At 32.7% G+C, this 19,659-nt stretch carries 22 protein-coding genes; 14 read left to right on the top strand and 8 right to left on the bottom strand.

From position 1 onward, the window contains the following. Positions 1-99 precede the first annotated feature (99 nt). The 5 genes from BUB90_RS21425 to BUB90_RS21405 form a co-directional block, all read right to left on the bottom strand. A complete protein-coding gene (locus tag BUB90_RS21425; protein ID WP_073291361.1) occupies positions 100-582 on the bottom strand; it encodes a hypothetical protein in 483 nt (160 codons plus the stop codon). A 118-nt stretch (positions 583-700) separates the two neighbouring features. Continuing rightward, on the bottom strand, positions 701-964 hold the full coding sequence (locus tag BUB90_RS21420) for a hypothetical protein (protein WP_073291358.1): 264 nt from the start codon (positions 962-964) through the stop codon (positions 701-703). Positions 965-1,136: 172 nt separating this feature from the next. Then, a complete protein-coding gene (locus BUB90_RS21415) occupies positions 1,137-1,601 on the bottom strand; it encodes a hypothetical protein (protein ID WP_073291356.1) in 465 nt (154 codons plus the stop codon). A 219-nt stretch (positions 1,602-1,820) separates the two neighbouring features. Further along, on the bottom strand, positions 1,821-2,246 hold the full coding sequence (locus tag BUB90_RS21410) for a hypothetical protein (protein ID WP_073291353.1): 426 nt from the start codon (positions 2,244-2,246) through the stop codon (positions 1,821-1,823). Positions 2,247-2,310: 64 nt separating this feature from the next. Beyond that, positions 2,311-2,811 (bottom strand): hypothetical protein, encoded by a 501-nt coding sequence (locus tag BUB90_RS21405; protein ID WP_073291351.1) that lies wholly within the window; start codon positions 2,809-2,811, stop codon positions 2,311-2,313. 490 nt (positions 2,812-3,301) lie between these two features. On the opposite strand from BUB90_RS21405, the gene BUB90_RS21395 reads away from it, so the two are divergent. From BUB90_RS21395 to BUB90_RS21340, 12 genes are all read left to right on the top strand, one after another. Continuing rightward, positions 3,302-3,913 (top strand): helix-turn-helix domain-containing protein, encoded by a 612-nt coding sequence (locus BUB90_RS21395; RefSeq protein WP_073291346.1) that lies wholly within the window; start codon positions 3,302-3,304, stop codon positions 3,911-3,913. Between the two features lie 169 nt (positions 3,914-4,082). Continuing rightward, positions 4,083-4,631: a helix-turn-helix domain-containing protein gene (locus BUB90_RS21390; protein WP_073291343.1), complete on the top strand. Its 549-nt coding sequence runs from the start codon at positions 4,083-4,085 to the stop codon at positions 4,629-4,631. 303 nt (positions 4,632-4,934) lie between these two features. Then, a complete protein-coding gene (locus BUB90_RS21385) occupies positions 4,935-5,222 on the top strand; it encodes a hypothetical protein (RefSeq protein WP_073291341.1) in 288 nt (95 codons plus the stop codon). Positions 5,223-5,241: 19 nt separating this feature from the next. Further along, complete coding sequence (locus BUB90_RS21380) at positions 5,242-5,535, top strand: hypothetical protein (protein ID WP_073291339.1); 294 nt, start codon at positions 5,242-5,244, stop codon at positions 5,533-5,535. Positions 5,536-5,579: 44 nt separating this feature from the next. Continuing rightward, a complete protein-coding gene (locus BUB90_RS21375) occupies positions 5,580-6,272 on the top strand; it encodes a hypothetical protein (RefSeq protein WP_073291337.1) in 693 nt (230 codons plus the stop codon). A 322-nt stretch (positions 6,273-6,594) separates the two neighbouring features. Continuing rightward, complete coding sequence (locus BUB90_RS21370; RefSeq protein ID WP_139241837.1) at positions 6,595-7,761, top strand: hypothetical protein; 1,167 nt, start codon at positions 6,595-6,597, stop codon at positions 7,759-7,761. 1,296 nt (positions 7,762-9,057) lie between these two features. Beyond that, positions 9,058-10,854, top strand: coding sequence for an AbiH family protein (locus tag BUB90_RS21365; protein ID WP_073291332.1), 1,797 nt, complete (start codon positions 9,058-9,060; stop codon positions 10,852-10,854). Between the two features lie 175 nt (positions 10,855-11,029). Next, on the top strand, positions 11,030-11,278 hold the full coding sequence (locus BUB90_RS21360) for a hypothetical protein (protein ID WP_073291330.1): 249 nt from the start codon (positions 11,030-11,032) through the stop codon (positions 11,276-11,278). Between the two features lie 54 nt (positions 11,279-11,332). Then, entirely contained in the window at positions 11,333-11,866 is a 534-nt protein-coding gene (locus BUB90_RS21355) for a DUF3841 domain-containing protein (protein ID WP_073291327.1), read from the top strand. 92 nt (positions 11,867-11,958) lie between these two features. Continuing rightward, a complete protein-coding gene (locus BUB90_RS21350; RefSeq protein ID WP_073291325.1) occupies positions 11,959-12,174 on the top strand; it encodes a hypothetical protein in 216 nt (71 codons plus the stop codon). Positions 12,175-12,222: 48 nt separating this feature from the next. Continuing rightward, on the top strand, positions 12,223-12,861 hold the full coding sequence (locus BUB90_RS21345) for a HEAT repeat domain-containing protein (RefSeq protein ID WP_073291323.1): 639 nt from the start codon (positions 12,223-12,225) through the stop codon (positions 12,859-12,861). Positions 12,862-12,889: 28 nt separating this feature from the next. Continuing rightward, positions 12,890-13,756 (top strand): hypothetical protein, encoded by an 867-nt coding sequence (locus tag BUB90_RS21340; RefSeq protein ID WP_242952588.1) that lies wholly within the window; start codon positions 12,890-12,892, stop codon positions 13,754-13,756. Positions 13,757-14,011: 255 nt separating this feature from the next. Here the strand turns inward: BUB90_RS21340 and BUB90_RS21335 are convergent, their stop codons facing one another. Beyond that, a complete protein-coding gene (locus BUB90_RS21335) occupies positions 14,012-14,497 on the bottom strand; it encodes a DUF3888 domain-containing protein (protein WP_073291321.1) in 486 nt (161 codons plus the stop codon). Positions 14,498-14,779: 282 nt separating this feature from the next. Between BUB90_RS21335 and BUB90_RS21330 the strand changes: the two genes are divergently transcribed. Together BUB90_RS21330 and BUB90_RS21325 are read left to right on the top strand one after the other, a co-directional pair. Continuing rightward, entirely contained in the window at positions 14,780-16,918 is a 2,139-nt protein-coding gene (locus BUB90_RS21330; RefSeq protein ID WP_073291318.1) for a relaxase/mobilization nuclease domain-containing protein, read from the top strand. A gap of 179 nt (positions 16,919-17,097) precedes the next feature. Continuing rightward, a complete protein-coding gene (locus BUB90_RS21325; RefSeq protein WP_073291316.1) occupies positions 17,098-17,664 on the top strand; it encodes a hypothetical protein in 567 nt (188 codons plus the stop codon). A 302-nt stretch (positions 17,665-17,966) separates the two neighbouring features. Here the strand turns inward: BUB90_RS21325 and BUB90_RS21320 are convergent, their stop codons facing one another. Both BUB90_RS21320 and BUB90_RS21315 read right to left on the bottom strand, forming a co-directional pair. Further along, the gene (locus BUB90_RS21320; protein WP_073291314.1) at positions 17,967-18,353 is read right to left on the bottom strand and encodes a plasmid mobilization protein; all 387 of its coding nucleotides are present in this window, start codon (positions 18,351-18,353) and stop codon (positions 17,967-17,969) included. A 12-nt stretch (positions 18,354-18,365) separates the two neighbouring features. Continuing rightward, positions 18,366-18,779: a hypothetical protein gene (locus BUB90_RS21315; RefSeq protein WP_073291312.1), complete on the bottom strand. Its 414-nt coding sequence runs from the start codon at positions 18,777-18,779 to the stop codon at positions 18,366-18,368. Between the last annotated feature and the right edge of the window lie 880 nt (positions 18,780-19,659).

The following is a 19,659-nucleotide window of genomic DNA, read 5'->3' as shown; positions in this document are numbered from 1 at the left end:
ATAATACTGAGGTTCAAAAAATAACAGGGTTAGTGTTAAGCTAACCCTGTTTTCAGTGAATTATGCATTGTTTTGTATTTTGGAAGCAGCCAAAGATTCTTATTCGCTAAATACTTCTACTTGTTCAGGAAGATAGAACTTGATTTCTGGAATGACATAATAGAATAAATTATCGTCTTCATCTGCAAAGTCACCAAGAGCTTCCTCATCTAATGAATCCTCATAAAGTTCATCTGTATCCACGCAATAGAAGCAGCCATCTAGTCCAGTCATCAGAGCGCTTTCATCGTACTTGTTGATTAAGTCCTGAGCATGTTCTGCTAAATCTCCATATCTCTCTTCCATGTTTTCTTCAGCTTGGTCGAATTCATCCTTAAAATTATATGTCCAAACCCAGTCATTTTCTGCGAATATCCTATCATTGTCAGATTCACGATATTTTTCTATAACTTCTTCAGCAGCCTCGTAATCGCTATTTGTAGCAACATATCCGCTCAAAGAAGAACAACGAGCTTCCACAGCCTGTTTTTTATTTCCTAATTCGTAAACCTTTCCGGTTGCTTTAATTCTGATTTTTTCCATGTATAAATCCTCCTTTGTTAGTTAAATATTGTTAGTTATATTTTATGATTTTTTCATTTAGCAGTCGATAAAAAATATGTGAAATATTAATGCAGTTAATCTTATAATGATATTAGTTTTAAGATTCCAGAACTTCAATCTCCATTTTATATTGAGTTTGATAGGAACCATCTTCCAGGATATCTTCTACAGCAGCTTCCATTCCAGCTAAGCTAATACCTGAATTTGTAGGGAAGCCCAGAACAAACATTTTATGAGAATAGGTTTTCGCGTATAACCAAATTTCGTAGCAGTCTGATTTCAGGACTATATCTACATACCAGTCCTCATTGTTAATTCTTTTGTATAAATAAGAATGCGTAGTATATTGTACTTTTTTCATTTAAATTTTCCTCCGTGTGATATGGATTTTTTGTGTTGGACATATCAGAATAACTGTATTCCGCTATCCTAACAATCATAGCATTGATAAATTTACACAATATCAAAGTCTTTAATTTTTATCCTTACATCTGCAAGGGCTTCCCAAGATATATCTTTTACAGGTTTATGTATTATTCAATCATGAATATTTTATTTACCACTTCATTAGGAACCATAATACCATTACTGGCCATTCTGAATTCATTTACCATACCTATTACAGTCAAGCATTGGAATTCGGTAAGTCTTGTTAATTTATCCATTAGAATTGCCCCATCAAAGCTAAAGAGTTTATCGATTTCATCGTAATAAATACTGGATTTTACATTCGTTAACAGAGAGTCCTTATTACATTGAGAAATGAGCGTTCCACAATAAGACTGTGAGATTCCCATCGCTTCATTCAATGAGAAAATTCCTTTAAGTTCTTTCTTTGTGCGAAGATATATGTCATTGAAGGCAAAGGCCAGCATTTCTAGCTTACAATCAATGTCATCGCCATAGCAATCGGAAGGTAATATGTTTAATCCAGGCAGGTTCTGTAGCCTGCTCAGTGTACTACTATTGTTTTCGTTGATAATTTTCGATTCATTCATAATGTGAATCCTCCTTAAAATATTATTTTATTATTTTTACATTGATTGGATTTAGGATTCATGCAATCATAGGCAAGACCTCCTCTTGTTTTGTTTTTAAAATTAACAATCAGTGTGGATGTTAATTCTTGAGCTGTTGTTTTTTCGAAACAACATGCTCAATTTAATATGCATAGATTTTTTTCAAAATTAACAGTTTTGTTGAAAGAAATTATCTGTTTACGCAATTTCTTTGACCTTCGTCCTCTTAATGATACTTGCACCTGAATCAGCAATTAAAGCTGGTATGTCAAAGAAGTAGTAGCGTTCCTCTAGGTCAACTATGAATTGGAGTTTGTCATTTGCAATATCAGGTATAGCCGGGATAATATAGTAATTTTGGCTCACTTCAGTTACAACGGTGGCCGCGATTTCCATATTCTTTATTACCGCCTCGAAGCATGCAAAGTGTTGAGCACAGTTCTCTTCGTAAAGCTCCTCATCAAATTCTTCATCGCCTTCTTCGAATTCATAAGTTCCTGGTTCTGGTAGATTTGTAGGCAAGGTTACGGCAAAAGTCTCTGATAATGCTTTAATAAAGGCATCTCTAAATTTCTTATTCTCTTTGATTTTCATTTCTTTTTCGGTTACGTATTTAACTTTCATTGTAGAATTCTCCTTTTAAAATTGTATTGGTAGTTTGGTTGTTTTATAAATTGGCATGGAAAAATTAATAATAGTCTGTGAAATCTGTCTTTATAATCTGTATGCCATCACTGCGATGAGTTTTGGGTTTAAAATCATCCTCTTCTAATTTTTCTTCCCTGTTTTTCTGTTTCCTAATAATTGTTGCTGGAACTAGGTTGATTGTAGTTGGCAAATCAGTAAAGTGATAGTGCGATTCCAAATCCATCATAAAATTCATTTTGTCATCTGCCGTATCTGGAATTGGTGACATAATATAATAATCATTGGTAACGGCATTCAATATGGAAAAGACCTTTGCAAGATGTTTAATTGCTCCTTCATAATACAGCGTACAGTAGAGCATCTTATGCCAGTCATCAAGCTTATCAGCATTACGAATTTCTTCAATTGAAGCGTATGGTATAGATTCATCCATAAATGATGATTTGGTAAGTGATGAAGCTAAATTATTAAGAAAGTACATTCTAAACTCAGCATCTTCAGTTATGTCTGTTTCTTTTTCAGTTACATATTTAACTTTCATTGTAGAATCCTCCTTTTCTATGGGCGCCAGCATAATACTGACTAATGTTGTTGGTTACATTCGATGTGCTGTTGTCAATGTGCTTTTTCTTAAAAAAGGGTGCACTTAATAAGCCATTTGCAGCATAGTCGCAAATAGAACATATGGTCGACAATATCCTTTTTTAAGAAAATTATGGGAATGCATACTGGCGGTTAAAGAATCCTGAGAATTCTGGTGAATGATATTTGCCAGTAGTCAGAAGAATCGATATTGCATAGATTTCTTCGGTCGCGCATCACTCCTTTATATTTTAATCAGCAATTCATTTGTAATTAACTTCTGGCTTGAGGTGTTGCTTCTTGCTGGAAAATTTTACGTTTGCCTTGCTTGTAAGTTTAGGATAGCACATGCAGAAAGGGATGGTCAATGGATTGGAGTTATTGTATACTTTTTAGGTGGAATAAAAATTTAGTTATATGATTTTTTAAAAAAGAGGGTGTGTTTTGATATGAATAATAATGAAATTGAAAGTCAAGTAAAACCATATAAGCAAAATGTGATTAAAGAACTGAGAAAGTATAAAGGACTAACACAGAAGGTCTTTGCAATGATTGTTGATATTAATATATCGACCGTTAAAAAACTTGAATCAGGTGCCATGCCACTTACTACAAAAATGGAAAATATGATACGAAAAGCATTTGACTTAAATGACAATTGGGTTGATGATTACAATTTTGAAGATAAAGAGAAATTCCAAGGACCTGATGTGCTTATATGGCAGTATATATCAGATAGTATTGGAAATAAGAAAATAGCCAAAGATATCTTCTTGTCATTGAAAGAGGTAATTAATATAGAATCATTAAATAAACAAGAAAGAGAGATTTATATACCTTATATAAATAGAATAATGATGGATTTAAAAAAGATTGCAGCTGATGCTAAAAAGCATGTCAGAAATATTGAAACAGTAAATCCAATTGATAATGCAAGACATATTGCTAATGATTGTATCAAGCTTCCAGGATATGATATTAAAAAGCATATAAAAAATCCAAAAGGTATTCCTTTGTTTGATTGGGAGATAGAATCTGAAAAGTTAGAATACCGATTTTAGAATAAGCAGAACATTAAATATTCTTTTTATCCGATTTTTTAAAAAGATGCAAAATACAAACAATTATAGGTTGAAAAATAAATAGCTGAGTAAATATTTGCTTGCAATTAGTAAACTTTTTGATAGACTTAATGCAGATGATATTATTATATAGAAGGAAGTGGTATTGATGATTATATATATATTGGAGAATGATGAAGTAGCAAAGAGCGATATTCCAAGGGAAAAACTAATGAATTCCTTTGGAAATGATATAGAATTCCAATCAGTAAAAGAAATTGAGGATATACCTGATATCGATAAAGGGGCGATTTATGTTTCTTCGCTACAAAACCTTGGTGAAACGAAGCAGGATATTATGGATGCACTTGACCTTATCAGCGAAAAGGATATTCGTATTATTGTAGGAGATATCCCTGATACTTTAGCACTTAGACCCAATATCACAAAGATAATGACAGCTCTATACAAGACATTGGCATATAAGGATTATCAAAAGCGTGTTATTAATCAGCAACGGAAGATAAATGAAATGAAAAAAGATGAAGAAAAATGGAAGTCATACGGACGGAATCAGAAACTCACGATGGAGGAATTTACTTCGGTATATCAGTCGATACTGCAAGGGGAATTATCTGTTAAGGAAGCCCAAGAAAGAATGGGTATTTCCAAACGAACGTTTTATGTATACAAAAATAAATATGAAAAAGGTATATAAATGGTTGAAAATAGTATACCACTATGCTATACTATTGTTGTAAGGAAGAGATAGCGGTGTCTCACCTTACACTCCTCATTTGTTTGTTTAGTTGTTTGTTTTTAAATCTCCTTTTCAAAGCTGGGTTCCGGGCGTTGGAGCCCAGTAATTAAAGTAAATAGTGGAAAATAGTAATTTATTATTGTAATTTGGAAGACGATTCAGGAATTAATCTGAGTCGATTTTTTTAATTTTAGGGAAAATTTTATTAAAAGCAATATTATAAAAATTTATATTGGTCGAATGGCCAGAAAGGGGTACATTATGGATAATAAAATGGAATTTGTTTCGGTTATGGATATTGAAGGTTACAGAGTGGAGGCAATAAATGAACCAGAGAATTTGAACGAAGTAACACTGTGGGTAACAAAACCAGGAGCTGACCTGAAAATGAAGATGGGTAAGTTTAATTCAGATATTGTTGGTGAGCTTACACTGCTGATGATTACAGATATGGTAAATCAGAACTTGGAAATGAAGAAGTTTGATTTTAATTGTCTCGTGAATAGTGCTATATCCGAAGGATTAATTGAAAGAAATCCGATTGCATAGAAGGGAGGAGTAAGCCATTATGAAATACATTTACGCTATATACTTAAGCAGTGGTATTAGCTCTGCCATGATTACAGCGATTACCCATGCATTATTTGGAACGGGAATAATCGTTGGAGCAATTATGATTCGTAGGGTATTTATGATATCAAGGGAGATAAAAGAGCTTCCAAGTAATGGACTTTCGGATGAACAATGGAATGCATCGGTTGACAGAGTGATAAGGCATCATCAAATAAAGCATGCAGTTCCACTAATTGCAATGACCTATGTTGCTTTATTGTTGGTCAATTACTTTATTATCATGCGATAATAGCGGTAATTTCAACTCACATTATGGAAAGGAGATATATCTGATTGCAAAGGAGAACTAAGAAAGATTTAGAATTATTGGCAGGAGAAACCTTGCTTGATTATTTTATAAGACACACGCTGACGGAAAAGGATGAAAAAAATGTAGTGCAAGTGCTTGCACATATGAATGCTTTTGTCTTTGGTCAGACGGAGCGCAAACGTAAGGAAATTGAGGATTTCGGTGACTATTTCTTATCGAATGGGTTAGAGGAAAGTAGTAGGGATGAAAGAATTAAGTATTTTGGGGAAGAAGATGCGTATATCCTAAATATCTATTATAAGCTGTTTGAAGAGGAAGAACGGAAACGGATTTTAGAAGAAATTGAGGATATTAGTCTGGAACAACGGTACGAGGCGATGACTTTGACTGATACGATTTTTTCTCAAATCAAAGAAGATATAACTGTGACTTTATCAACGCTAGGCGGCCCCGTTATTTTTAATTATTATAAGAATGATGCGAAGAATACCGAGATGTTAAAAAACGAGTTTTTTATTTACATGGCCTACGCGATTAAGTTAGGAAAAGCAGGTCTTGTTGTTCGTATTAAAAAGAAACCGAAAGACCTACTTTTTGGAATTAAAATCGAGGATGAAAAATGGGAGCCATTACGGGTGTATGAGTTTTTAGAAGATTATGAGGATGGTCTTGATTTGAGCGTGATGTATACGGAAATATCGAGGAAGTATGAGTGATAGGTGTTGCGTCCAATTAAAAGTTTATAAAAGGGAAAGACATGGGAGGAACTGCTAGACTTTGAAAATGCTCCTGAGGATGCTATTATTTAATGAAATAGGGAATGTCATGGTAAATAATATTGGGTGTGATAGGCTATAGCTTTAATGAGATACCTAATTGTATGCAAACTGTAGAACATATGGTAAGTGAGGGCAGGTAGGACTAAACTATCTGCTTTTTATATGCAAATGTTTGCAATTGTATTGATAGCAAATATAAAAGCATGTATAATTATGGGATATTATAGAGGATTTAATTATGTATAGGGAGAATAAGATAATGTTAATAGGAAATACAGAAGAATGTTACTGTGGTAGTAGTAAAACATTTAAATCATGCTGTAAAGGAAAAGCTATATCTAGCAAGGCACAACCACTTGGAGAAGATATCTTGAGTAATCCAAATAGAATTAATCATATGTTGCAACAAATGCTTAAAGCAACTGACTTTAAAATCTGTATGCATCCTGACAAAGAAAAATGTAAGATGCCTATCAAAAATGCCCACTCATTGCAGAATAATGGTGTTTTATCATTAATAGCAGAAAAAGACCATGTAATGGCTAATGACTTGCTTAATAAAGTAAGAGATGGGTATTCCACTAAAAGGGTAAGCAAAAATGATGCAACCACATTTTATGGATTTTGTGAATATCATGATTCAGTAGTATTTCAAGAAATAGAATTAAAACCTTATGAAAATAATGTAAAACAAAACTGTTTGTTTGCCTATAGGGCATGTGCTCAAGAATACCATAAAAAGCAAAGAGAAATAAAGGCAATCCAAAACTGTTTTAAGGATAACCCAAGTCTTTTCCTAGAAGATGAGTTTGTAATGTCATATAAATTAAGAAAATTGGCACTTGATGACGTTAATCAAACTATGGACATTTTTAATAATGGAATAAATAATGATAATTATGATATAATGGAAAATTATGTGTATGAATTTGATAATCAATATGACTTTGCAGTAACAACCACTTTTTGTCCAGCAGAAGATTTAATAGGTAAGCAATTAAATGATATATATTCTACAAATCCTGAAAGATTAAAGGCTGTGTTTATTACAGTTATACCAGTTGTAGGTAAAACATATTTTATCATTAGTTGTTTAAAAGAAGATTATAGTAACTTAAAGAGTTATTTTGAGCAGATAGAAAATTTAAATGAGGATGAATTGAAAGTTTTTTTAAACAATGTAATCCCTGAATATAGTGAAAATATTGTATTAAGCCCAAGGTTATGGGGTGAATGGACTAATTTCTCAAAAAAAGAATATGAAAAGATGGTTACAGGTGAAATAGGAGATTTTGGGGAAATGCTTAAGGGTGGTTTGCCTTATGACTCATTTGATGATTTTATGAGAGGTATGGATATCAGGAATGGTAAGATTAATGTTATGCAAAAACCCAAGTATGATTTATTTAAGCTAAAGAATATATAGGGAAAGGAAGTGTTACCAACAAATAAGTATGGTCGAAGATGATGCTTATTGAGCTATATATTATGGAGAATTAATATTTAGTATAGTATCGACAACTTGGAATGATAGCGAAAAATATGATTTTGATTGGGATACATTGAAGAGTCAAAGTAATCCATTTTCTATATTTGCGTCATAGTTTACAAATCCATACAAAAGAATTGTAAATTGAATCTGACACAGATGAAATAGTTTATAAAATAACGTTTGCAATTCGATATGAAAAATCAACAGTAACGCATTTGGATTATTGGTATGTAATTAAAAATAAGAATGGAACTTATTCGACTTCTTATGGTGTTGGTTATCAATCAGGCAAATGGAGATTATTCATGAAATCAATATGGATGCAATTTAAATATCGGGAAATTATAAAAGCAGCGAAATATCAAGACCTAACAACTATTAGTATTTGGTTGGTAGGTTTTTTGCTTATATGGAATCCGTTTAGTAAGCAATCATAATAATTAGATTGATAGAATGGTATTAAAGAGCTGGTACATTCCAAAAAAGGTACCACCTACAATGATATTTATTAATGCAGATGGTATCAGCTATAGTGGTACTTTATTGCTAGAAGAGGTACCAGCTACTGTGCTACTTTTTTGAAATGATACCATCTACGGTGGTACTTTCTTTCTGTAAACATACTCATCTACGGTGGTACTTTTATTAAAAAGCAATACCAGCTATATTGCTACCTTTTTTAAAGTACCGCCTTAACTGATACTTTTTAAATAAAGAGCTGTATTTTAGAGGATTATGCTGATAAAGGGGCAGAAATATATAGAAACTGCATCCTTTATCTACAAACGACTTGATTCAGCTATTTTGGAATCTTTTGTGATATGATTTCCTGAATTTTATATCATGAGATTAATAGATGGGTAGAATTGATGAAGCAGAAAACAGCAAAATCACTTGGAAAGCCGAATCAGAATATCAAAAAATATCGGAAATTAAATTCGAATTAATTGCAATTTAATTCAAAAAAATACTTTTTTTTTCTTAGCAAGCACCAGACAAGGGGACCTTGTCAGCTTCGTTTTATCATTCACATGATAAAAATAGAAAATTCTTCGAATTTTAATAATAGTTCATAATAAAAAACTATTAAGTGCACGCTGCAAATAAATGAAGAGGTATATTATGTTTAAAAATGTAATATAAGGATGTGAATTAATGAACTATATGTTATAATTTGGATGTTATATGAGCATCACATGCAAAATAGAAACTTCAAAGGAGAAAGAGACTATGAATATTTTGGTATTAGGAAATGGATTTGATTTAGCACATGGATTAAAAACTTCATATAAAAATTTTTTAGCGTCTGTTGAAATAACAGATGATTTAATTGAATATGATAAAACTTTAAGAGTAAAAAGATGGGAGGCATATGATAAATCAAAAATACCTCAGTGTCTCTGTGAAGAATTAAATAAAATTGTTAAGACAAGAAATCATGAAATGGATGAGTTGAGAACATTTCACACATACTGGAGACATAATTTTTGGTTTAAATATTTTAAAGACAAGCCAGAAGGCACATGGATTGATTTTGAACGGGATATAAAAGAAGTTTGTAAGAATATAGAAGATGTGATTTATAATGACGGTAAGATTAGAAAACTTGATGAAAAAATAGATGTAAATAAAGAATTTAGTGTTTACTTAAAATATTTAAAAAATAAAGATGAAATAGATAGTTTTGCTAAATTAATTAATGTTTTGGAAGAAGACTTAAAACATGTTATAAATTCGTTGGACATATATATAAATGAGTTTATTAATAATCAAGAATGCGAAGAAATTTCACCGGATATTATTTCTTTGGATATTGATAAGGTGATAAGTTTTAATTACTCATTTACTTATCTAAATTTATATAACGTAACACCAAATATTGAATGTGATTATATTCATGGAAAAGCAGGTTTGCAAAGAAATAGAGATTATAGTAATTTAGTATTAGGATATGATGAATCAAAAGAAAAAATAAAGGAAGAGATGCTGGCAACATTTGCACCATTTAAGAAATACTATCAGAGAGTACTAAAGGGAACAGGAAATAAATATGTAAAATGGGTAGATGAAATACAAAAAAAACCGGAGCAAGAACACTGTGTATATTTCTTTGGTCATTCAATGGATATTACAGACCAAGATGTAATAAAGGCTTTAGTATTAAATAATAATGTAAAAACCACGGTTTATTTTTTTAATAATCAAGATAAAATGGCGAAAATTAAAAATTTGATTTCAGTGTTAGGATATGATGATTTTATTGAATATACAAGAAATAGAAGAATTGAATTTATTAATCAGACCAGATTTGATAAGAAAAAATATTCGCAGATATATAAGAGTAAAATGGCTGTTAAGAATCTGTATAATCTTCCTTATGTGTCAGAGTGGACATATAAATCAATCAATGAATGGTTTGATAATTTAGATGCTTACTCTTCTTCTTATGATATAAAATATTTATATTTGGCAATAGATGCATTACAGAAATTTAATGTAGAAACAAATAAAGTTTTAAAATTAATTAAGATATGTAGTGAGCATTGGGGTAAACCATGCAGTTATCAAGAATTTTTAAAAGATTATTCCATATATTGTGGTGTGGATACAAAATTTGAGAATAATGAATTGGAAATTTTAATAAATGATATTTATAAAAAGAGAGTTGAAAATGAAACAAATGGCTATTATAAGTTTTTGGAAAGAATTAAATTCGATGGAAGAACATTGAACTCAATCTCTATGGGAACTACATATTTGATTATTGATTTAAGAAAATTAACGAAAGTTGCAGATTGTTTCTTGGATGCATTTGATAAATATCTTTCATATCCCCAAATATATGATGACATGGTTAGTCTATTAGACTTAGTTGACCCCGATTTAGTTGAAGAATTATTTGCTTCAATGTTGAATGAATCCAGCTTAGCTGATTTCAGACGAACAAGGATGAATATTCTACTAAGTAGGCATAATGCACAATGTAATGCAAAGAAAATGGATAATAAAGAAGTTGTAAAGAAATAATATAACCTTTACTTATCCGTTGACTATGTTAGTATATTTAAGCATATAGGCAAAGTAATAACAGTGGAAAGACGGTGTAACCTGTAATCATGCATGGGTGATTGTAAAGTGGGAGTCATGTCTCGTCACTATATTATAAAAACATAAAAATTAAAATTTTAGAAAGAGAAATTTTATGAAAGCATGCGTGAGAAAAGTCAATTACAAAAGGGGATGGGCCGTTTTTGAAAAGGAAGATGGGGATTTTGGTTGGTTCGAAATATTAGATACTGTGGATTTAGAAGAGGATGATTTATTAAAAGGAGACTTTGATATTTTAGGTGGAATAAATGTTATAAAACTTGCTACTGGAGAGAATATCGATATTTTTATAGAAGATTATGGAATGACATATAAAAGAGCGATAGAAATGGTCTTTAGGTAACAGAACCATTATTATATTAGTGCAACAAAAAAATATGAAGTTGTGGAGAGAATTATGATTTTATGGACAATACAACATAAGAGTGCATATGAAAAGATGAGAAAAAGTGGAGTGCTGAGAGCAAATGAAGCACATCTTTGTGACGATTCCTTTACAGAAGCTTATCTATGGATGTCAGGCCAAATGACCAAACGTATCGGTAACTCACCGGAAGGTGTTATCTTCCCTGTTTGGGCGTGGTATAAGTGGGAAGGAGAGCGGAAAAGGCTTGATATGAGAGCTCATGGCCGTCACTGGGGAACGAAGGGCTCGCCAATTGTACTGCTAACAGTTGACGTTCCAGAAAATTTTGTATTGCTATCTGATTTTGATTATTGGCATGTAGTTTTGAATAACGGGGATATCATATTTCCTCATTGTGAAGAAGCTATTTATTCTCAAGAAGAAAAGAAAAAAAGTTGGGAGAATATATTTGATATAGATTGTTCTTATGATGGTGAGCAACATCAATACCTTACAACACAAGCCACACTATGGGAAATGAGATGGGAATGGGTAATAAAAGCTGAAAACTTTATATCTCGATAACTTCCAATTGGCAGGAATGGTTGATTCATAATAGTAAAACGTTATTTAAGAAACTCAATAATCATGCCAGTTTTATAAGAAAGGTTGAATCTATGGATAATATTTCAGATATAGCTGCATTAAGAAAGTGGAATAGCATTCCGGAAGATATCTGGAAAAAATTGTTGCAGAACGTGTTTTGTGGAACCTGCGGTGTGACGACAATAGCTCCAGGGTATACGATAACCTTTAAGAAGGGATTAGGAATCCTTCAGAATGGGAAATGTTTGAAATGTGGACATGATGTATGCAGGGTTATTGAGGATTAAGGATGAATGTAATTCCTTTATATTATTCCCGCTGAGAAGGAGACTAAAATGTCAGATGAATATATTGCTGAATTAATTCTTAGAATGACTACAAAAGAAGAAGTAAAGTCATCAGATGAATCAATTAGCTGGAAAGCACACCGTGAGGCTGAGATGCTTTCTGATGCATCTCTCTATCCAGCTTTAAAAGAACAAATTTTGCTTAATTCAAAGCCGAAGGATAAAAAATATCGCGATGCAGCATATTTTATTTTAGGAAAGCTTCTTGAAAATAATCCCGATAATGAATTCATTGTATTCTATTTGCAGCTGATGAAGGTGGAAAAAGACAAGTATATTCTCTCATCTATGCTGGATAGATTGTCTGAAATAATAATTCCATCAGATATTTCTATTGAAATCATAATATCCCTATCAATGAGTGAAAAATGGCTAATTCGACATAGTGCAATTAATGCGCTTGGTTCATCAGCTACCTCAGCAAGTAAGCAGGCACTTTATTATTATCTTAATCAGGTAGATGAAAAAGCCTATAAATACGAAATCATTTATGCAAATGCATCACTTGGTAAAATCGGTTCAGTAGAAGATATTCCAGTTTTGGAGCAGCATATAAAAAGCAAAATACGTGATGTACGTGATAGTGCAGAATTTGCGATTCATCGTATACAGGAACGAATTTGCTAACATAAATTGATGAAAGGGGGAGTGAATTGTGAAGAAAATAGCTATTATACTGTTTTGTGCTTTAATCATGGCTATTATGTTCCCTAATACTGCGAAAGCAGACATAGGACCCAAACCATCGGTGGTGATTGATTTTAATGGATTAGATGAAAAAACGTATTATGCCACACTGCTTTCGAGCGAGAAATCTACCGGTCCTTTCTCGGCACTAAATGATAGCAATCATACATATGCACATTATCAGGAGGACGATGAAGATTATGAGATTTTTCTGAAGTTTGCGGAGTACCATGACGTAGATGGGTATTATTTTCTGCAGTTCTTTAAAAACTGTACCGGGTCGAATCGATTTAGCTGGACATACTACCCACCGCAGGATTTCAAAATACTTCTGTATTTCCCCGAAACAGATAGTTTTATCATAAGTGAAAACCATTATGAACGTTATGCATTTGACAGCTATTTCACGGCGGAGGTTTCTAATACAGATATTTCTGCTAAAAAATCCTATGAGTATACGAATGAAACGCTTTCCCTGATTGTTCGAATATTACTTACTATTATTGCTGAACTTGGTATAGCACTGGTATTCGGATTTGGGGAAAGAAAGCAATTTCGATTTATCATATTTGTTAACGTCATAACACAGATTGCACTGAATATCGCACTGAATATTATAAATTATCATTCTGGAGAACTGGCATTTATAGTATTCTATATACTTCTGGAAGTTGCAGTATTTATTATGGAAGCTGTTCTTTATACTTGGTATCTAAAAAAGAACAGCCAAAAAGAAATACCAGGATGGAAGCCAGGTATATATGCATTGACGGCTAATGCCGTTTCCTTTACTTTAGGGTTTGGATTGGCTTATTGTATTCCAGGCATTTTTTAATGGATGGATTAATATAGGACAACAAATATTCATATGAGAAACCCCTCTGCTTCTTTCCTATTATTCTTGAAAACAAAAACATAAAAGGTGCTTAGAATGTAAAAAAAACAAAATAAGTGATGCCTTCAAATAGAAACATCAAATGATACCTTAGGGAGGAATGTGAAAACCAGAATAACAATAATATCATCAGAGCCCATAGCATAAAAACTATTGGGCTCTATTTCTGGAAGGGGCATAGGAAGGCTTTCACTTTTACTCATTACCATATTTCCCGGGAACTGTCTTTTTCTCAAGGTCTTTCAGATTGAAAGGTAAATGATAACTTATTATGTGATTAAATTTTTCTAATGTAACATTCCCATGAAAATCTGCCATAAATGTAATTTCATCAATACCTACGGTGTCATGCGGTCCAAGATAAGGGGTTGAAGTAAAAGTAACATAACTATTTCGGCTATCTAATGAAATTTCCTTCACAACAATACTATAATAATTTACAGTAGGTGAAATAGTATAATATTCATCATAGAAGTCATCTGATGCTTTTTTAATTCTTGTTAAATAAGTATTTACTAATAGCTGGTTACACTCTTCATGTATTTCGGAAGGTTTCATGTTAGCAGTAGCCATTGCTTCATCATTATTCGTGATAGCAAAAAGGGAAGAGACAAGTATAACATCACATAATAGCAGTAACAAAATAATTCTCTGTATATTTTCTTTTATAAATCTAAGCAATTATATCCTCCCAACAAACTAAGTGAATCGAATTACCTATATGATATATATATGATAATACCCGTAATATTATCTTTGTTTGATGGCAATAAATTAATAAATTCATTCCGGCAAGAGAATGCAAATTGTGTAGATTTGTCTATTTTGCATATGGTTAAATCATAAGTGATTATCAGATGAAAACAGAACTGCTTGATTACGGCAATTGCATATAAGTAGGCGGCCATTCTATCATATTCTTTTAGATAACATATAATCAATTTAGGAAAGGATGTGATTCTAATGGCTATATCAAAATCCATACCAATAAGAGCAGCAAAAGCTGACCGCATCGGCTCAGCCCTCGATTACATTATGGACGAGTCGAAAACCTCGACCACAGTTTACCAGAATTTTAACCGCAATACCGATATAACAGAAAATATTCTTGATGGCGCGTTTGCTTATATCAGTAATCCTGAAAAAACTACAACTGCTGAAAAAGCTATTTTAGTTTCTGGCTTTCGCTGTAATCCAGCAACGGCATCGACCGAGTTCAGAATCATAAGTGAAAAATATCACCTGACCAAATCAGAACATATTAGTGAGGAAGAGGTCTATTGTAAAGGCAATAAAAAATCTAATGGAAAACATAAACAGGCTCGTGAAGCGTATCATTTTATACAGAGTTTTCCGAAAGGGCTGGAGATAGAACCTGAGCTGGTACACCACATAGGAATGGAATTTGGAAAAAGACTTGGAAATGAAGAATTTCCGTTTGTTTGCTCTTGTCATATGAGCACAAGGTGCTTGCATAATCACATCCTGATGTCAGCTTATTCTTTAGATAATATAGCGAAATTTCGTGATTCTAAGTCACAGCTCCACCGGATGCACCAGATTAATGATGAACTATCTCGTGAGTATGGTCTCCCCGTTCTCTTAGATACAGAGAATAATAAAGGCAAAAATTACGCTGAAATCGTTGCAGAACAAGAAGGTGCCTCTTGGAAAGAATCTGCCAGGAATGATATCGAAAATGCAAAATTAAGCTCATATAGCTGGTCAGATTATAAAAATATCATGGAGGAGTCCGGGTACCAGGTTCAAGAAAACAAAAAATCTATTACCTACACATTGCCAGATGGCAAGAAAATTATGGATAAAACGCTGGGTCAGGAATATACCAAAGACAAACTGCAGGAGTATTGGGACAAGACCTATGAAGATAGCAACGGAAATCTCAATCAGCAAATAATTGATGAACTGGCAGAGCTCAATCGGAAACGTATTAAGAAATATCTGGATAGCATTAATATTAGGGTGTACCGATATACTTTTTTAGGACGGCGCAGAACGGACTTGGAGATGCTCCTAATATTTGCGATTAAAGTACTATTAATAATAATGGGCATTTTTAGATTGCTATTCTCTAATCCAGAGCAGTTAGATAGTAATCCGACATATAAGTCTGTTGAGTGGAAAATTAAGAATCTATCCAAAGCCTTGCATCTATTAGAAAAACTTAATATTCGTAGTAACACTGAATTGGATGAAGAGTTAAAGCAGAGTCGAACGGATACGTCCCAATTGCAAAAAAAAGTGGATAGACTTACAATTCAAAAGATAAATTATTCTTCTTTAATGGATAGTGTAACTGTAGTTAAATATCTTCAGGTTAGAATGGATGCAATGGGTCTTAATGAGGAAACACTCGCTATAGTTCAACCGGATGAGGTAACTATTCGTAAAAACAAGGCAATCCTTGACCCGATGTCTACAATCCAGCGAAGGAACCTCTTCCTCGCAATTTCAGACTCGAAAAACTATCGCCTCGACTGTAAATACGATGAGATTACAGCCAGCCAAGTAACTGAAATTATTGATTTTTTGAAATCTCCGAAAACACATCATAAGCCAGATATGGTAATTTCATTAGAAGAATTTGAACGCATCCGGAAGAAGAAAATGCAAGATACCATTCAAAAGCATAAAATGGGAATCCGAACAAGTCGGGAAGAAGCGGATAAGAGCGATAATCTGAGTAGTGGTAAGGATTATGTGAAATTGCTGCAAAAATATGACGCTGAAGAAAGAACGCTCATTGGGAAGTATAGGGATGCCCTGAACCATCTGGTACAGTTCGGGATTGATGATATCAGTCTGATTGAAATAAAATATAATGATATTCTGAAGACTTTGGAAGATAAAGAACAGGAGCTAATGTTATCTGATGAACGGTGCAAACAGTTAACACAGATTAAATCTGCTGTTGCATTCGCAGAGAATAAGCACTATCTGTGTGGACCTTTCCGTGATATCCTTAAAGAGAAGGATTTCAAAGATAGAATTGAAATTGTAGTAGCAGCAGAAGAGCATAATCAGCAAGAAACTACAATGGATGATATCATGGAAGAACAGAACATCGGTAGAACAAGGTGAGGGAAAATTAGTTATTCTGGAATAGGTTATGATAAAGAAAGAGGTCCGCGGAGGACCTCTTTTGCTGTAGACAAATCAATTTTGATTGAACATCATTAAGGATATGTGTTTAAATATTTTTTTAGACAGATATCTATGATACAATAAAATAAATTTGTATTTGTGGAAAGGAATCAGCAATGGAGCAAAATAGTATTTTAAATAAATTACCAAGTAAATTAATACTAGAAAATGGAATTAATTTAGTCTTGGATGAAAAAATTCATTATGGGAAAGAAAATTTATCAGATATTTCTTGGTATCAATACAAAATAGTTAATAACAAAGAATTGGGTATTGTTTATGATAATATTTGTTTAAGTTTATTTAGAATAACAGAATTGGTTAGGATTGAAGCATCTAAAGAAATTATCAAAAAAAGAGTATCAAAAAAAGAAACGGTAAGACCCCATATTGATTATATGACAGGGAATATTCATCCAAGTAAAGAATATATAGCAAATCAAAACAAACTGGGTAAAATACAGCAATTGGTATTGTGTAATGGTCTTGGACCACATATCCCTGAAAAACAATTGGATGATGATTATTATGTATACAAAAATTGTGCAAGACAATCAGGAAGCAAGGTGCATAAGGCATGCTATTACCCACTAATTGATAACAACCTTAATCTACAGGATAATTGGAGATATCAATTATTGGAGGAAATATGGAACCTAATAAATCCACCTACATATATGTGATTTTATCTTATAAAGCACCATACAAATTCCAAGTGAATACAAAAATAATTAGCCACCAAATATCATACGGTTATCTAATGGCTAGTATTTTTATACGACATATGTGTTATTATACTATGAAATATAGTTTGGCTACAGTCTAGAAATAGATACTATGAGGGCCTCTCCTATTGCCTACGTTAATCAATTTCTGTATATTACAGGGGCAGGTAGTCTCTATTCCTTTTAGTGTGGTCGATATTACTTCAAGAGGCGGTTGTTTTGTAGTGTAGCATGACCGTTTTACTCCGTAAACCAAGCTGTTAAGCGTCACAATATGCACTAATTTGTTTTTCCAGCTCTTGGTACATTCTCTTGCGCTCATTATAATTGATTTTCAGAGCCGCGTTGCAATTATTATTAATCTCTGTAAGCAGGTTCTTGGTGATTTCTGCAACATAATCAGCTTCTATGGTATTTCTTTGATTCAGTAGAGATAAAAGCTCTTGGATTTTGCAGTTTGTCTCGTAAATTTGACAGGTATAATCAAGCAAATCATTAGTTGTAATATATAGGATAACTGGACCTTTTATGAGGACAGTCTTGACATATTCAGATACTGACAACTGTTGCTCGTTAGCTTGATTTGTGATTTTATTTTTCTCTGTCTCCGAGAGATAAATCTTGATAGTTTGATTTTGCTTGTCCATACCAACCACCACCTAAAAAATAGGAAATAACGATTCCTTATCAAGTACAAACATGAGAGTAGAGCTGCCTGAATTGTCTGGAATGATAAACCATTGCGTAAGCGTGCCAAGTATAAAATCAAGTCCAATTTTTGCTTTGATAGTCACTTCGATTTTTCGAGATAGATGATTATTTTGGTTGCTGGAGGCTGCTAATGTCTTAATGAGAGTTGCCGCTTGTGACGTAAGTTCTTCAGGAAATTTCATAACAACACAAAAGAGGTCATTCTGCTCTGTTATGTCAATTGGAACATCGGTCATAAAAAATTTGCCTATCATGTTAACCTCGGCAGGGATATTGTGGTTGGCGTCAATGGTGATATTGCATTTAGCGGTTTTGTTTGGGTATGTACCGCAAAGATTGGTTGCTAAAGAATTACAAATCATAAAAATACCTTCTTTCATAAACAAATGTTAAAATGTTTCTAATATCAATATGACAGATTATTTTAAAAACATATAAAATTTAACCCTGTTTTGTCATTTGTTATTGAAGATTTTTAATGTTTTGCTCCTATTTGAACGGCCATATCGAAAATGCAAGGTTTTTGAACATCAGAGTGGGTATTACAGTGTGATAGTATTGTTCTTAGGACGATTACAGTGATTCTGCCCAGTCTATGAGTGATAGCGGTATCAGCTCAGTAAATTTCAATAAAATGCATGATTATACATCTGTCATGAGTAGAAATCTGAGCTCATCAATGGTAAAATCATGGTATTAGACTACTAAGGCAGTGACAATCATATTTGTTGCAGAAATAGCAGAATATCTATGAAAGCCAGTTACTAACGGGGCAGATATATATCGTTGAAAAGATGAGATTATCTATATCAGTAATTCTAGGATTCTGCATATTCCGTATCATAAATGCCATTGTGATTCCGTATCATAGCTTCTAGACTGAATTTTCTTTAATACAGAGAATTTTGGTTACTACAATTGCAGTTAAAGCATAACCAAGGAAAATCTTACTACAGGAGTATAATTGATGTTACAGCGCCTGTTCTTGAGTAACAACAATGATACAGAATTAGCACCCTCTATCAGACAGAAAATAGATTATCTACATTTCTGTGAGGAAGCAGATTATCATAAAATATAGGTAGGCAGCGCATAATCTAAACTACCGATGACAGATTACACTGACTACTATTATTATTATTATTTGGCAGACAATCTTATCATCAATCGAGTTGATAAAAGAATATCTGCCCTGTAAAATAAGTTGCCAGATTATCTATAATAATATATTAAGAGTCCTAA

The organism is Anaerosporobacter mobilis DSM 15930 (genome assembly GCF_900142955.1).
GTDB classification, from domain to species: Bacteria; Bacillota; Clostridia; order Lachnospirales; family Lachnospiraceae; genus Anaerosporobacter; species Anaerosporobacter mobilis.
This window is presented reverse-complemented; position numbering and strand designations above follow the sequence as displayed.

Excerpts from the sequence above, each read along its gene's own strand:
- BUB90_RS21425 (WP_073291361.1), bottom strand. The coding sequence starts at position 582 with ATGGAAAAAATCAGAATTAAAGCAACCGGAAAGGTTTACGAATTAGGA.
- BUB90_RS21420 (WP_073291358.1), bottom strand. The coding sequence starts at position 964 with ATGAAAAAAGTACAATATACTACGCATTCTTATTTATACAAAAGAATT.
- BUB90_RS21415 (WP_073291356.1), bottom strand. The coding sequence starts at position 1,601 with ATGAATGAATCGAAAATTATCAACGAAAACAATAGTAGTACACTGAGC.
- BUB90_RS21410 (WP_073291353.1), bottom strand. The coding sequence starts at position 2,246 with ATGAAAGTTAAATACGTAACCGAAAAAGAAATGAAAATCAAAGAGAAT.
- BUB90_RS21405 (WP_073291351.1), bottom strand. The coding sequence starts at position 2,811 with ATGAAAGTTAAATATGTAACTGAAAAAGAAACAGACATAACTGAAGAT.
- BUB90_RS21395 (WP_073291346.1), top strand. The coding sequence starts at position 3,302 with ATGAATAATAATGAAATTGAAAGTCAAGTAAAACCATATAAGCAAAAT.
- BUB90_RS21390 (WP_073291343.1), top strand. The coding sequence starts at position 4,083 with ATGATTATATATATATTGGAGAATGATGAAGTAGCAAAGAGCGATATT.
- BUB90_RS21385 (WP_073291341.1), top strand. The coding sequence starts at position 4,935 with ATGGATAATAAAATGGAATTTGTTTCGGTTATGGATATTGAAGGTTAC.
- BUB90_RS21380 (WP_073291339.1), top strand. The coding sequence starts at position 5,242 with ATGAAATACATTTACGCTATATACTTAAGCAGTGGTATTAGCTCTGCC.
- BUB90_RS21370 (WP_139241837.1), top strand. The coding sequence starts at position 6,595 with ATGTTAATAGGAAATACAGAAGAATGTTACTGTGGTAGTAGTAAAACA.
- BUB90_RS21365 (WP_073291332.1), top strand. The coding sequence starts at position 9,058 with ATGAATATTTTGGTATTAGGAAATGGATTTGATTTAGCACATGGATTA.
- BUB90_RS21360 (WP_073291330.1), top strand. The coding sequence starts at position 11,030 with ATGAAAGCATGCGTGAGAAAAGTCAATTACAAAAGGGGATGGGCCGTT.
- BUB90_RS21355 (WP_073291327.1), top strand. The coding sequence starts at position 11,333 with ATGATTTTATGGACAATACAACATAAGAGTGCATATGAAAAGATGAGA.
- BUB90_RS21350 (WP_073291325.1), top strand. The coding sequence starts at position 11,959 with ATGGATAATATTTCAGATATAGCTGCATTAAGAAAGTGGAATAGCATT.
- BUB90_RS21345 (WP_073291323.1), top strand. The coding sequence starts at position 12,223 with ATGTCAGATGAATATATTGCTGAATTAATTCTTAGAATGACTACAAAA.
- BUB90_RS21330 (WP_073291318.1), top strand. The coding sequence starts at position 14,780 with ATGGCTATATCAAAATCCATACCAATAAGAGCAGCAAAAGCTGACCGC.
- BUB90_RS21325 (WP_073291316.1), top strand. The coding sequence starts at position 17,098 with ATGGAGCAAAATAGTATTTTAAATAAATTACCAAGTAAATTAATACTA.
- BUB90_RS21320 (WP_073291314.1), bottom strand. The coding sequence starts at position 18,353 with ATGGACAAGCAAAATCAAACTATCAAGATTTATCTCTCGGAGACAGAG.
- BUB90_RS21315 (WP_073291312.1), bottom strand. The coding sequence starts at position 18,779 with ATGATTTGTAATTCTTTAGCAACCAATCTTTGCGGTACATACCCAAAC.